The sequence below is a fragment of the Terricaulis silvestris genome, assembly GCF_009792355.1.
GTDB classification, from domain to species: Bacteria; Pseudomonadota; Alphaproteobacteria; order Caulobacterales; family Aquidulcibacteraceae; genus Vitreimonas; species Vitreimonas silvestris.
Map to the genome: position 1 here is coordinate 672,089 of NZ_CP047045.1, position 13,891 is coordinate 685,979.

Below are 13,891 nucleotides of genomic sequence, written 5' to 3' on the forward strand. Positions count from 1 at the left end.
TCGCAGCGAGAGATTGTGAACGATGGTCAAAGTCACTTACGTTGAGCACGACGGCGTTCGCCACGAAGTCGAAGCACGGCCGGGCCTGACACTGAGAGAGGTCGCGATTCAAGGCGGCATCAATGCGATTGAAGGCGAGTGCGGCGGCGCCTGCGCGTGTGCGACGTGTCATATCTACGTTCCTGCTGATTGGCAGCCGCTCACGGGATCCGCGTCAGCGAATGAACTCGCTATGCTCGAGTGCGCCAATGATCCGGACGACCGTAGCCGGCTTGGGTGCCAGATCACGTTGACGGCGGAGATGGACGGGCTGACGGTTTTGACCCCGCGCAGCCAGAGGTAAGATCAGTCGATCGGAGAACGCAAAGATGACCGGATCGAAGGTGACCGAGACAAACTACAGCCATCACGATCCGGAGTTCGCCCAGGATCCGTATCAGGTCTTTGCCGAGGTTCGCGGCAAATGTCCTCTAGGGCACTCCGAGCAGCTCGGAGGTTTTTATTTTCCGACAACATACGATGGCGTGAAGCGCGTCTTCTCCGAATATCAGACCTTCAGTTCAGCGGAGGGCGCCGGTCTGCCGCCGCAAGTCGTGAAGTTCTTTCCAGTCGATCTCGATCCTCCGGTCCATACGCGCTGGCGGCGCGTGCTCAATCGATTTTTCACGCAGGAGGCCGCCGAAGCGGATCGTCCTCGCATACAAGGTATTGCCGATCATTTGATCAGCGCCTTCGCGGCGCGTGGCTCAGCGGATTTCGTCAATGAGCTGACGCGGCCATTTCTTGCAATGACGACGCTTCCGGTCGTCGGCGTGCCCGACAAAGACAGACCGATGCTTTCGGAAAAGCTGTTGTGGATGGTGCACAACCGCCTGTTCGACTTCGAAGGGTGGGTGAAGCGATACGGCGAGATCGAGGCTTATTTGACGGGCTTGATGGGCGAGCGCCGTTCCGCGCCTGCGAGGAACGACCTGCTGCAATGCCTAGTCGATGAAGAGTTCGATGGCCGCAGGCTGACAGATTTCGAAGGCTATCAGGTTTTGATCCTGACTCTGTTCGGCGCGCTCGATTCCACCAGTTCGGCGATGAGCGGCGCGCTCTATCACCTTGGCGTTCATCCCCAGGACAGAGCACGTCTGCTCTCCGGCGAAGTGCCGTGGAGTGTCGCGATCGAAGAATTCTTGCGTTTCACGACGCCGATTCAGGCTCTGCGTCGAACCGTGACGGTGGAGGAAACTGAACTCGACGGAGGCGTGGTCAAGAAGGGTGACTTCGTGTTGGCGCTCAACGGCGCGGCCAATCGCGATCCGGCCAAATTCTCCGATCCAGATCAGTGCATCATTTCTCGCGATGCGCGCGAGCACATGTCGTTCGGTAGCGGCGCTCACGTTTGCATCGGCCGACACTATGCGCGTGTGATGATCGAAGTTTGTCTCAAGACCGTCTTGGGCCGCATCGGGGACTATAAAATTACCGATGGGTTCGTCCCAGACTACACCTCGAGTGAGGCGCGCGCGCTCAAGACGCTGCCGGTGAGCTTCACGCCGCGGCCGGCATAATGACTGACCGCACTGCTGCCACGCTGAGGGAAGGCGGCGCGTTGGGCCACAAGCTATCCCCAATCGAAGAGATCGTAGACGAGGCCCGCAACGGGCGCATGTTCATCCTGGTCGACGATGAGAGCCGCGAGAATGAGGGCGACCTTGTCATTCCCGCGCAGATGGCGACGCCTCACGCCATCAATTTCATGGCGAAGCACGGGCGCGGGCTGATTTGCCTCGCATTGGCGAAGCCCCGTGTGGAGCAACTTGGCCTTGCCCTCATGACGCAAGACAATCGCTCTCTGCATGAGACCGCGTTCACCGTATCGATCGAAGCAAAGCACGGTGTTTCAACCGGCATCTCCGCGGTCGACCGGGCGCGCACCATCGCTGTCGCGATCGATGCCTCTCAAGGCGCGGAAGCTATCGTCACGCCGGGGCACATTTTCCCGCTCGTGGCGCGCGACGGTGGCGTGCTGGTGCGCGCTGGGCATACCGAAGCGGCCGTCGATATTTCCCGGCTCGCCGGACTCAACGCTTCCGGCGTGATCTGCGAAATCATGAAGGACGATGGCTCGATGGCGCGAATGGCCGACATCGTGCCGTTCGCTCGCCAACACGACCTCAAGATCGGCGCGATCCGCGACCTCATCTCGTTCCGCCTGAAGCGTGACCACAACGTGGAGAGGGTGGCGGAGGCGAAATTTGAAAGCCGGTACGGCGGCGAATGGCGGGCGATCACGTTTCGCAACAAGGCCATCAACACCGAGATGCTCGCGCTGGTGAAGGGACGCGTCGATCCCACGCGACCGACCCTTGTCCGGATGCACGTGCTGGATGTCTTCACTGACATGCTGGGCGCAGAAGGGCCTCGCACCGATCTTCTGCATCGTGCAATGGACGAGATCGGCAAGGCGGGCGCGGGAGTTGTAGTGCTCATCACCCAGCAGATGCCGAACCTTTTGACGCTGTTTGTGCGCGGAAAGGCCAACGGTGAGAAAGCGAGCGCCGACTTGCAGGCGTTGCGGGACTACGGCGCGGGTGCGCAAGTGCTTGCGGAGCTTGGCGTCCACGACATGATCTTGCTCACCAATTCGCCGCAAACACTGATCGCGCTGCGAGGGTTCGGACTTAACATCGTCGAACATCGGCGCGTAAGCGTGTGATCAGGTCTGACAGATTGTTGGAGGGCCCATCGCCTCAAGCATCGGCGCGAGTGTCGCCAACTGCAGTCTTAGATTGCGGAAGACGCCAGTATGCTGTTCGCAAGCTTGCGCGCGTCGTTCTGAGAGAGGACGAAGTTCAGCGGCAGGCCGTCCGCAATGTCGAAGTTCAATATGATCTGACTTTCATACGCTGCAACTCCCATGCGCTCGGGGATGATCGCTTGCGCTGGGGTAGCTTTCGCTGCCTGCAGTCTTCCCGCGGCCACAAGAGCTGTTGAAATGAGTTTAGTCAGCAAGTGAGCCTCGAAGGTCAGTGTTGTAAGCTCAGTTCCGCTGCTCAGCTCCATTACAAGTCGCCGTGCATCAAGATCGATAGCGGCTCGATTGATGGCTTCGGCGTGGAAGGTGTCTACGGAAGATATATGATCCACATCGGTCACCAACTGCCCGGAGAAGCGGGCGAACGCGTATTCAACATAGCACCGCTGCCGTCCGTCGCCAGCAGGATCAGCGACAGTAGTGGAACGCGCTACTTTGCCGATGCCTTCAGCAGATTGCCGCGCAGCGTCAGCAGATCGCTCTGCAACCGCACGAACGTGTCGTAGTCGAGCCCCGTCGCTTCGATCACGCGCTCACGGCCGCAGAAGGCTTTCTCGAAGATCGCCTTGCCTTCCTTAGTCAGCGCGATCCGCACTTGGCGTTCATCCACGGTGTCGCGCGTCCGCGTGACATAGCCCACCGCTTCCAACCGCTTCAGCAGCGGCGTCAGCGTGCTCGATTCTAGGAACAGCTTCTCGCCCAGCTGGCTCACGGTCTGGTCGCTCTCTTCGTTGAGCGCGATCAGCGTGACGTATTGCGGGTAGGTGATGCCGAGTTCATCAAACAACGGCTTATAGGCCCGCCCAAACGCTAGGTTTGTCGAGTAGACTGCAAAGCACAGGAAGTCGGTCAGCGAGCCCGCCAACGCCTCTTTCGGCTGTTTTGCCTTACCAGTCATAGACTTAAGTCCTTACCGCGGCCCGGTGCGCCGCTTCCTGTAGATAAGTCGCGAACAATTTAATCGCAAGCGATTGACATGCGGCTAATGGCTCGCTAATTAGATCGTACGCGATTAAATCGTGGGATAATCAAATGGAGATGGTGAAATGTCACGCAGCCAAGACTTCAACGTCGTTCTGGTTCATGGCGGCTTCGTCGACGGCTCCGGTTGGGCCGGCGTCTACAAACAGCTGCGCAAGGAAGGCTTCAAGGTCTCGATCGTGCAGAACCCGACCACGTCGCTCGCCGACGATGTCGCCGCCACCAAGCTGATCCTCGACGCGCAAGATAAGCCCGTGATCCTCGTCGGCCATTCCTACGGCGGCGTTGTTATCAGCGAAGCCGGCAATCACCCGAACGTCGCGCGCCTCGTCTACATCGCCGCGTTCGCGCCCGATAAAGGCGAATCCGTCGCCAAGCTGATCGCCAACCCGCCACCCGGCGCGCCGGTGCCGCCGATTCTGCCGCCGCGCGAAGGCTTCCTCTTCCTTGATCGCGACAAATTCCACACGTCCTTCGCCGCGGACGTTGAACCGGCGGAAGCGGAATTCATGGCCGACAGCCAAGTGCCGTGGGGCGTCGACGCGCTCGGCGGTGAAGTCACCACGCCAGCATGGGCCTCGAAGCCCAGCTTCTATCTCGTCGCCACCGACGACCGCATGATCCCGCCCGACGCGCAACGCTTCATGTCGAAGCGCGCCGGCGCCAAGGTCGTCGAAAAGCGCGGCAGCCACGCCATCTACGTGTCGCTGCCCAAAGTGGTCGCGGAAATCATCGCTGACGCGGCAAAGGCCGTTTAAGCCGCAAACCAACATGAGAGCGCGCGGCGAGCCTTTGCGGATCGCCGCGCATCTTCGTTCCCCGGATTGGTGCCGCGTTATCAAATTGACATAGTGTCAAAATGACGATACGTCGGTTAATAAGGGCGCGTTAAAGCGCTAAGGATCAAGGGGAGGATCATGGCCAAGTATGGAGCCCTCGCGGGCGCGCTTTTGTTCAGCGTTTCACCGCTGGCCATGTCGGCTTACGCCCAGGAGGCTGGTGTCGAAGAGGAAATCGTCGTCACGGCGCAACGCCGTGACGAGAACATCCAGGACGTTCCGATCGCCGTTAGCGTCGTTGACGCCGATCGGCTCGAAGCCATCGGCGCGACCGACCTTACGGGGCTGAACCAGCTCGCGCCGGGTCTGCACGTCCAGAACATCAACGGCTTTTTCATCCCGCGCATTCGCGGTCTTGGCACGGTGGCGGTGGCGCCAGGTCTTGAAAACTCGGTCGCAGTCTATGTCGACGGCGTCTACTACGCGTCGCAGCCTGGGGCGCTGCTCTCACTCAACAACCTTGACCACACCGAAGTGCTGAAGGGCCCGCAAGGGACCCTGTTCGGCCGCAACGCGACCGGCGGGCTCATCAACGTCATCACCCGTTCGCCGTCGCAAGATTTGACCGGATCGCTCAGCGCCTCTTACGGCAATTACGACACCACGACGTTGAGCGGCTACATTACGGGCGGGATCTTGCCGGACGCAGCTGCTGATCTCGCCGTGCGCTATTCATCGCAGGGCGATGGGTACGGCACAAATCTCACCACCGGCAACGACGTCAACCGTCTCATCAACGACTATGCGTTGCGCTCGCGCCTTCAAGTGACGCCAACCGACGCCACCACCATCACGCTGAGCGCAGACTATTTCTATCGCGAGACCAGCAGCATTGGCGGCCATCCCATTCCCGGTACGACGCCGTTTCTCGGGATGGGCGGATCACCCTACGCGGGCGGTCCATACGACATGCAGCAAAACGTCGATCCGTATTCCGAGTTGGAGGGCGGTGGCGCCAGCCTGACCGTTGCGCAGGACTTGGGTTGGGCGCGGCTCACGTCAATTTCGGCGTACCGGACCGACAGTTTCCTCATCGTGTTCGATCAGGACGCGACCGACGGGCATTTCCAAGAGCTCAACCACGGCATGCAGCGCGACGAGCAATTCTCTCAAGAAGTGATGCTGCAATCGAACGAGGACGCCCACATTCAGTGGACGCTCGGCGCCTATTATTTGAAACTCAACGGCCAACTTGATCCGTTCGAGCAATACTTCGCGTTCTTCCCCAATCCATCGGGCATCGCGATCACCGAATCCGATCTCACAGCCGAGTCAGCCGCGCTCTATGGACAAGCGACATTGCCCCTCTCCGACCGCACGAATCTTACAGTGGGTGCGCGTTACATGGATGAGAGCGTGGAGGATTCGGCGCAAACCAACTTTGTCGGCTTTCCGCCTTCTCCGCTTGTTTCCGCCGAGCGCGACGACAGCGCCTGGGCTTGGCGCATCTCGCTCGACCACCAGCTGACAGACGACATTCTGCTCTACGCGTCCTACAATCGCGGCTACAAATCCGGTGGCATCAATTCGCCGTCGCCGACAGACTTCTATCTGCCTGAAGAAGTCGACGCCTACGAGGTCGGTTTCAAGTCACAATTCTTCGACCGTCGCGCCATCTTCAATGCCGCTTTCTACTATTATGACTTCCAAAATCTGCAGGTCTTCAATTTCGCGACCGCGCCGCCAACGATTATCAACGCGGCCGGCGCGGAAATGTATGGTGCCGATTTCGACTTCTCGTGGCGCGCAACCAACAATCTCTCACTGTCGGCAGGTTTGAGTCTCATCCACCACGAGTTCACCGATTTCCCGGGCGCGCCGTCCTTCGTGCCCAGCACCATCCCGCCTTTCGGCAACACGGTGTCGCTCATCGATGCGAGCGGCAACAAACTGCCATTCACGCCGAATGGCACACTCAATCTGGGCGCACACTACGAGATTCCAACCAGCGGAGGGAACTGGTTCGCCGATGTCGACTATTACTATAACGACGGCTGGTTCGGCGCGCACGACAACGTCTTTGAGCAGGATGCGTATTCGCTAGTGAATGCCGGTGTTGGCTGGCGCTCGGCTAACGATCGTTGGGGCGTCCGGCTCTGGGGCGCTAATCTTGGCGATGAGGAAGTGGCCACCGCCCTGCAAGCCAATGCGTTCTCGACGCTGACCAATACGAGCGCGCCGCAGACCTATGGGATCACGCTCGACACCCGATTCTGACGGAAGAGGGCTCAACCACATGGTGACCCCAAAGCTCGACGCGGAATTTGTCCGTCTTCACCGCATGCCAGATCCCGATCTGGCCAAGGTGAAGACGGCGCGAAGGATGATGGCAATAGCTGCTCGCATGCGTGGGCGCCGCCGCTCAAGCGAGGTCACGTTCAACGATCAAGCGATCGAGGTCGGAGCGCGTAGGATCAACGTGCGCATCTATCGTGCGAACGGCGCCGAGCGGCCGGGCGTTCTTGTCTACTTCCATGGCGGAGGCTTTATTGTCGGCGATCTCGAGACCGAGCATGAGGTCTGCTTGAATCATGCTCGCGACGGACGCTGCGTTGTGGTGTCCGTCGACTATCGGTTGGCGCCGGAGTTTCCTTTTCCCGCTGCACACGACGATGGCTGGGAAGTGATGAACTGGGTGCGCAACAATGGTGCGCTCTTGAATGCCGACGTCGCTCGACTGGCGGTCGGTGGTGGAAGTGCAGGTGCGTCGATCGCAGCGGGTCTGGCGTTACGCGCGCGCGACGAAGGCTTTGCCCTTTCGCTCGTACTGTTGCAGCAGCCCGTCGTCGATAATCTAGGCCAGCACCGTTCGGCGCGAGAGTTCAATGACACGCCGTTCCTCAAAGCCAAGCACATCCCGATGGCGTGGGACGCTTATTTTGGCGCAACGACGCCAGAGGGTAGGGCGCTGACCTATGCCGCGGCGTTCGCCGCTGAGAACGTCGCCGGCCTGGCTGACACGCTCATTATCGCGGGCAATTGCGACCCCGCACGCGACGAGGCGATCGCCTATGCGCGGCGCCTCACGGATGCGGGCGTCAATGTTGACCTCCATCTCTTTGCGGGCGCGCCGCATGGCTTTGATCTGGTCGAGACAGCACCCGCCGCACGCGCTGCGATTGCGATCCGGGGCAAGGCGCTCGCCCGCGCGATTGGGGGCGCCGCTGAGGCGCGCGCGGCGTGACCATGGACGGGGCTGTCGCAGACATGAAAGCAGAGAACACTGGGGGCGGTGAACGCGGACAACCGCGTGACGCGACGCGCGGCGCACGCAATCAAGCGGACGCCGCGCGCCGTGTCGAAGACCGCACGCTTACCATCGACGGCGCCAGCATCGCCATCGGTCTCTATCGTTCACGCGGGCGCGGGAAGACGGGTGTGCTCGTCTATCTCGGCGGAGACGATGCTGAACTGGCCGGGTTGGCGAGCGAGGCTCATTGCCTTGTGGTCTCTTTTCAAACAGGCGCCGGCCACACTATCGATGACGGGCGGCGCGTCCTTGATTGGGTGCGTGCGAACGCGCGCAAGCTCGGCGCGGATGCGTCGCGCCTCGCCTTAGGCGCGACGGGCGTCGATGCCGGCGACGCGATCGCGATTGCGCAGACGCAAACGGCGGGCTCGCTGACGCTGCTGCTGCTGCGATCCCCGCGTCTTGATCTTGCGACCGTGGAGCCGGCGCTGTTGCCCTCGACCTTTGTGCAAACAGGAGAGAATGATGCCAATCCAATCTTTGACTTTGCAACGGCCGTTCTTGCCGCCGATGTCGAGCTTGAACTTCACATGGCTTCGCCGGCGATCAACCGATCTCAGACGCCGAACGGCGCTAAAGCGCCGGATGTGGCGCTAGCTGTCGGTGCGCTCAAACGTGCGCTGAAACTGGCGGCAAAGCGCATGAGCGTAATCCCGCTGGTTGTCACGGTGCTTGGATCGTTCTTCGCCTTTGCGGTTTCAACCTATCTCGGCGCTGATCTGCCTGCCGCTCTGGGGCAGGCGGCGATGGCTCTTGTCGTTCCGCTGACATTACAGGCGCTTTGGGCTCGTTGGCGTGGGCGGGGCTGATGCACGTGCGCTTGGCACACTCACGGCGCCGGAGCGCTGATAATGGCGCCGCGCAATGGCAAGGCAGGCATCGCCGGCAACGGCTTCCTGACAATGCGAACGGCCTTTGCTTCTTCGACGCCCAGCGCGCGCAGGAACATGAGACCAGCGGCGCGAAGATCGTCGGCGCTAAGATTTCCTTGCAGCGACCGGTGCAGCATCATGGTGGCGACACCATAGCCAAAATCAAGCGCGATGTCGGGAGAGGGCGTCTTGACCGCGCCGCTATCGATGGCGCGGGCGAGATCTCTGTCGGCCCGCTCACGCATCGTGTCGCTGATCGGCCCAACGAGAGGAATGATGCGCACCAGGATTTCAGCGCACGGCCGGTCGCTCGCGACCCGCAGAATTGCGTAGCGGAGATTGCTCCAGGTCCGCTCGGCCAGATCGGGGACCGCGTCGTAGTAGACCGATTGCTCGTGGGTGATCTGGCGCGCGATCAGCCGCGCCATTTCCTTCAAAAGGTCTTCGTAGGTGGCGAAGTAATTGTAGAACGACCCGCGTGCGAGACCAGCGGCCGTGCGAATGTCGTCGACGGTAACTTTCTCAATGCCGCGCGCGTCGAAGAGGTCAAAGGCGGCGGTGAGGATCTTAGACCGCGTGCGTGCACGCCGGGCCTGACCGGTGCGGGTGCGAAAATCGGCGGCTTCGTCTTGGGACAAGGATCCTGCTCTGATTGCGTCGGCGAGTTTCACAGGATTATATTGACGCTTTGTCAGTTTGCGAGCGCAAATCCCCAATTCGCTGCATTGCCCGCCCGGCGCGCGAGAGGACGCTAAATGGCAAAGTCAGTGAAAGGCTTCGACGCCATTGAAACTGCAAGCCGCGATAAGATTGCGTCGCTGCAACTCGCGCGCCTGCGCAAGACGTTGGCCCGCGTCTATGAGCGTGTTCCGTTTTATCGCGAAGCGTTCAAGCGGGCAGGCGTTCACCCGAGAGACCTGCGCGATCTCGGCGACCTCCGGCGTTTTCCCTTCACTATAAAGGACGATCTTCGGCAGAACTACCCATTCGGGCTGCTGGCGACGCCGCGGACGGACGTCGTCCGCGTTCACGCCTCGAGCGGCACCACAGGCACGCCGACGGTCGTCGCCTACACACGCGCCGATATCGCCACCTGGTCCGACCTCGTTGCGCGTTCGATCTATGCCGCGGGCGGGAGGCAGGGCGACATCGTCCATGTCGCGTACGGCTATGGGCTCTTTACCGGCGGACTTGGCGCCCATTATGGCGCCGAGCGCCTGGGCTGCACCGTCATTCCGATGTCTGGCGGGCAAACCGAAAAGCAAGCGAAGTTCATCACTGATTTGAAGCCTGACATCATCATGGTGACGCCGTCCTACATGGTAGCGCTGGGCGAAACGTTCCGCCGCCAGGGTGTTGATCCCAGAGAAACCAGCTTGCGCATTGGCATTCATGGCGCGGAGCCCTGGAGCAACGAAATGCGCCGCGAGATCGAATCCATGTTTGGTATCGACGCCGTCGACATTTACGGCCTCTCCGAAGTGATGGGGCCGGGCGTCGCCTCCGAATGCGTTGAAAGCAAAGATGGCCCAACGATCTGGGAGGATCATTTCTATCCAGAGATCGTCGATCCGGTTTCGGGTGAGCCATTGCCTGACGGGTCGTTCGGCGAACTTGTCTTCACGTCGCTCACGAAAGAGGCGTTGCCGATCATCCGTTATCGTACGCGCGACTTGACCCGGCTCTTGCCCGGCACCGCGCGTACCATGCGCCGGATGGATCGGATATCGGGACGCACCGACGACATGATGATCATTCGCGGCGTCAACGTGTTCCCGACCCAAATTGAGGAGCTGATCTGCCAGGATGAGCGACTGTCGCCGCATTATGAACTCCATCTCTCGCGCGAAAGGGCGCTCGATGAATTGCTTGTGCGGGTCGAAGGCGAGGCGCCCGAGGCCGCCGACGATTTGAGCGCGCGCATCAAGGATCTGATCGGGGTCAGCGCCAAAATCGAACTTATGCCCACAGGCAGCCTCGCCCGCAGTGAAGGCAAGGCCAAGCGCGTATTCGATCACCGCAACTAGCCGGCCTGCGGGCAGTGCCAGCGGGCGTCTTGCGTCCTGGCGGCATTTTGCATATTGTCGACCAGATGGGCGGACGCAGAGCCGCTTCGAGGGGAGATGCGCGATGCCCTATACGAGCGGACCGACTAGACCCCCGCGTTTTGCGCCCAGCTCCTATCAGTGGCTCATTTACGCGATCACCTTCCTCATCGTTTTGATCGACGGCTACGACACCCAGGCGGTGTCGTTCGCAGCGCCCGCGCTTCGCGAAGAAATTGGCGGCGATCACGCAGCGCTTGGCGCCTTGTTCAGCGCCGGTTTGTTCGGCGGGCTCGTCGGTGGGCTCGTTTTCGGTCCACTGGGCGACCGGATCGGGCGCAAACCCATTCTCTTAATCTCGCTTGCGATCATGGCGGCAGGCTCGTTCGCCACCGCGTTCGCCAACGGCGTCGATCAGCTGTCGCTTCTGCGCTTCTTGACCGGAATCGGCCTAGGCGGCGCCATTCCCGGCGTTATCGCAACGGCCGCCGAATATGCCCCGCGCGGCCGGCGCTCTCTTGTGGTGGCGCTTGTGTTCAGCGGCTTTCCGTTGGGCGCAGTTGCGGGCTCGATCACAAGTGCGCTCGTTCTTGCCGAACACGGCTGGCGCTTGATCTTCATCATTGGCGCGATCGCGCCGGCGCTTTTGTTATTGGCGACCGCGCTTTGGCTGCCGGAATCCCTCGCTCTGCTTGAACGCGGCGGCGACGCAGCACGCGCGCGCGCGCTGCGTGTGCGTGAGCGTTTAGGCGCGCGGGGCGGCGACTTGGAGGGCGCGGAAGAGGCGCGCCACTACGGCCCGCGCGGATCAGTACTGCAACTCTTCACGGAAGGCCGCGCCGCTGGAACGGCGCTTATTTGGACGATCTGTTTCCTCAGCCTGCTTTGCACCTACGGCATTGTCAGTTGGATCCCAACCTTGGTGCGTGAAGCGGGCCTGCCGATTGAGATCGCCGTCTTGTCTTCAGGCGCGCTCAATATCGGCTCCATCTTTGGTAACCTGATGCTGGCGCGGCTTGGCGATCGCATTCCACCGTTCACCGCAATGGCGACAGCCTATTTCATCGGCGCACTGTTTGTTGGCGCAATCGGATTTGCCAGTACTTCATCGACGACGATGTTGTTGGTCTGCTTTGCCGCCGGGCTCTTCACCATCGGCGCGCAGCTATCGGTCACCGCAGTCGTCGCCGCCTTCTACCCGACGCGCGTGCGTGCGACTGGGATCGGCTGGTCATTCGGCATTGGCCGGTTTGGCGGCGTCGTCGGGCCGACCTTGGCGGGTCTAGTGCTCGCGCAGGGCGCAAGTTTTGAGCACTTCATGATGGCAGTAGGCGCAGTGTCGGCTGCGGCAGGGTGTGGTGTGCTTGCGCTCTCGCTTGCATCCGCGCGCGCCAGCGCGCGTGCTCCCGCGGAGCGCATCGCGTGAACAAGGGCAAGACCCATTCCCGCGTTTTGACCGAGGGGCTCGATCGAGCGCCCCATCGCGCATTCTTGCGCGCCATGGGGTTGAGCGACGAGGAGCTCGAACAGCCGTTCGGCGCGCTCGTCTCCACGGGCGCCGATGTCACGCCATGCTCGATGACGCTTGCGCCTCAGGTGGACCGCGCCAAGGCGGGCCTTACGCACGCTGGCGTTACGCCGTTTACGTTCTCGACCATCACTGTCGCCGACAGCATGGCGATGAACCATGCCGGCATGCGCTATTCCTTGGTGTCGCGCGAGATCATCGCCGATTCCATCGAAGCGGTCGTGCGCGGGCACGGCTATGACGGCCTCATTGGCTTCGCCGGTTGCGACAAGACACTGTCCGGCGTGCTGATGGCGATTGCGCGCCTCAATCTTCCGTCCGTGTTCTTTTATGGCGGCGCCGCTCTGCCAGGCGTCTGGCGTGGCCGGGAAGTCGCGATTGTCGATGTCTATGAGGGCGTTGGCAAAGTCTATGCCGGCGAAATGGATGCGAGCGAGCTTGATGCGCTGGAACGCGTCGGCATCGGCTCGCTCGGGTCATGCGCTGGACAATTCACCGCCAATACCATGGCAATGGTTGCTGAGGCGCTGGGTCTCGCGCTTCCGCACACGGCTATGACGCCGGCTGTGGCCGCCTCACGGAGCGAACTTGCCGCCCGCGCGGGCGAAACCCTGGCGAGTTTGATCGAGACCGGCGGGCCATTGCCAGCAGAGCTGATCACACGCCAATCGCTTGAGAATGCCGCCGCGACTGTTGCTGCGACAGGCGGCTCGACCAATGCGGCGCTGCATCTGCCGGCGATCGCGCACGAAGCAGGCTTGAGCTTCACCTTGTTTGACGTCGCTGAAGTGTTCGCGCGCACACCGCTCATCGCCGACTTGCGCCCCGGCGGCCGCTATTGGGCCAAAGACCTTCACGGAGTCGGCGGCACGCCCACGGTTCTGCGCGCGCTTGCCGAAGGCGGTTTCCTCCACACCGATCTGCCGACCGTGTCAGGGGCGACCATCGGCGAAATCGCCAGCGCGGCCGCCGCGCCGGACGGCGTCGTTGTTCGCCGCGCGGAGGACGCCTTTGCCGCGACGGGCGGTGTCGCCGTGCTGACCGGATCGCTCGCGCCCGATGGCGCGCTCATCAAGACTGCTGGATTAAAGCGCCTGCGCCATGAAGGGCCGGCGCGCGTGTTTGAGGGCGAAGAAGAGGCGGTCGAGGCGGTGCGCGCGCGCGCGTATGAACGCGGCGATGTCATCATCATTCGCAATGAGGGCCCGCGCGGGGGGCCAGGCATGCGCGAAATGCTCGGCGTGACGGCGCTGCTCTACGGCCAGGGCGCTGGTGAAGACGTCGCCCTCGTCACCGATGGGCGTTTCTCCGGCGCCACGCGCGGCATGTGCATTGGCCATGTCGGTCCAGAAGCCGAAGCGGGCGGGCCGATCGCCTTGGTGCAGAACGGCGACATCGTCGCCATTGATGCTGAGACGCGCCGCCTCGATCTTAAGGTTGGCCACGACATTCTCGCCGCACGCCGCGACCAGCGCGCGCCAGCGCGCGAGCGCGCTCTGGCGCCGGCCCTTTCGAAATACGCAAAACTTGTCGGACCCGCCTCGTTGGGCGCGGTCACGCACTGATGGAG

At 61.7% G+C, this 13,891-nt stretch carries 13 protein-coding genes; 10 read left to right on the forward strand and 3 right to left on the reverse strand.

Translation table 11 applies throughout. The annotated features are described in order from the left end of the window. The first annotated feature begins 22 nt into the window (after positions 1 to 22). From DSM104635_RS03080 to ribB, 3 genes are read left to right on the forward strand one after another with little or no spacing between them, the layout of a single operon-like run. Complete coding sequence (locus DSM104635_RS03080; protein WP_158764794.1) at positions 23 to 343, forward strand: 2Fe-2S iron-sulfur cluster-binding family protein; 321 nt, start codon at positions 23 to 25, stop codon at positions 341 to 343. 25 nt (positions 344 to 368) lie between these two features. Continuing rightward, positions 369 to 1,559 carry a cytochrome P450 gene (locus DSM104635_RS03085; RefSeq protein WP_158764795.1) on the forward strand — a complete coding sequence of 397 codons (1,191 nt, stop codon included), beginning with the start codon at positions 369 to 371 and terminating at the stop codon, positions 1,557 to 1,559. Continuing rightward, positions 1,559 to 2,707: a 3,4-dihydroxy-2-butanone-4-phosphate synthase gene (gene ribB, locus DSM104635_RS03090; RefSeq protein WP_158764796.1), complete on the forward strand. Its 1,149-nt coding sequence runs from the start codon at positions 1,559 to 1,561 to the stop codon at positions 2,705 to 2,707. The genes DSM104635_RS03085 and ribB overlap by 1 nt, the downstream gene beginning before the upstream one ends. Before the next feature lie 68 nt (positions 2,708 to 2,775). On the opposite strand, the gene DSM104635_RS03095 is transcribed toward ribB, so the two are convergent. Together DSM104635_RS03095 and DSM104635_RS03100 are read right to left on the reverse strand one after the other, a co-directional pair. Beyond that, positions 2,776 to 3,147, reverse strand: a complete 372-nt coding sequence (locus DSM104635_RS03095) for a hypothetical protein (protein WP_158764797.1) — start codon at positions 3,145 to 3,147, stop codon at positions 2,776 to 2,778. An 89-nt stretch (positions 3,148 to 3,236) separates the two neighbouring features. After that, positions 3,237 to 3,704: a MarR family winged helix-turn-helix transcriptional regulator gene (locus DSM104635_RS03100; protein ID WP_158764798.1), complete on the reverse strand. Its 468-nt coding sequence runs from the start codon at positions 3,702 to 3,704 to the stop codon at positions 3,237 to 3,239. A 148-nt stretch (positions 3,705 to 3,852) separates the two neighbouring features. Between DSM104635_RS03100 and DSM104635_RS03105 the strand changes: the two genes are divergently transcribed. The 4 genes from DSM104635_RS03105 (at position 3,853) to DSM104635_RS03120 (ending at position 8,685) form a co-directional block, all read left to right on the forward strand. Next, on the forward strand, positions 3,853 to 4,545 hold the full coding sequence (locus tag DSM104635_RS03105) for an alpha/beta hydrolase (RefSeq protein ID WP_158764799.1): 693 nt from the start codon (positions 3,853 to 3,855) through the stop codon (positions 4,543 to 4,545). A gap of 159 nt (positions 4,546 to 4,704) precedes the next feature. Beyond that, a complete protein-coding gene (locus DSM104635_RS03110; RefSeq protein WP_158764800.1) occupies positions 4,705 to 6,843 on the forward strand; it encodes a TonB-dependent receptor in 2,139 nt (712 codons plus the stop codon). A gap of 19 nt (positions 6,844 to 6,862) precedes the next feature. Next, a complete protein-coding gene (locus DSM104635_RS03115; protein ID WP_158764801.1) occupies positions 6,863 to 7,810 on the forward strand; it encodes an alpha/beta hydrolase in 948 nt (315 codons plus the stop codon). A 2-nt stretch (positions 7,811 to 7,812) separates the two neighbouring features. After that, positions 7,813 to 8,685 carry an alpha/beta hydrolase gene (locus DSM104635_RS03120; RefSeq protein WP_158764802.1) on the forward strand — a complete coding sequence of 291 codons (873 nt, stop codon included), beginning with the start codon at positions 7,813 to 7,815 and terminating at the stop codon, positions 8,683 to 8,685. 20 nt (positions 8,686 to 8,705) lie between these two features. On the opposite strand, the gene DSM104635_RS03125 is transcribed toward DSM104635_RS03120, so the two are convergent. Next, a complete protein-coding gene (locus DSM104635_RS03125; RefSeq protein ID WP_158764803.1) occupies positions 8,706 to 9,386 on the reverse strand; it encodes a TetR/AcrR family transcriptional regulator in 681 nt (226 codons plus the stop codon). 117 nt (positions 9,387 to 9,503) lie between these two features. Here DSM104635_RS03125 and paaK point away from each other — a divergent pair, with 117 nt between their 5' ends. From paaK to DSM104635_RS03140, 3 genes are all read left to right on the forward strand, one after another. After that, positions 9,504 to 10,775 (forward strand): phenylacetate--CoA ligase PaaK, encoded by a 1,272-nt coding sequence (gene paaK / locus DSM104635_RS03130; RefSeq protein WP_158764804.1) that lies wholly within the window; start codon positions 9,504 to 9,506, stop codon positions 10,773 to 10,775. 103 nt (positions 10,776 to 10,878) lie between these two features. Further along, entirely contained in the window at positions 10,879 to 12,219 is a 1,341-nt protein-coding gene (locus DSM104635_RS03135; RefSeq protein ID WP_158764805.1) for an MFS transporter, read from the forward strand. Beyond that, positions 12,216 to 13,886: a dihydroxy-acid dehydratase gene (locus tag DSM104635_RS03140; protein WP_158764806.1), complete on the forward strand. Its 1,671-nt coding sequence runs from the start codon at positions 12,216 to 12,218 to the stop codon at positions 13,884 to 13,886. The genes DSM104635_RS03135 and DSM104635_RS03140 overlap by 4 nt, the downstream gene beginning before the upstream one ends. Positions 13,887 to 13,891: the final 5 nt, after the last annotated feature.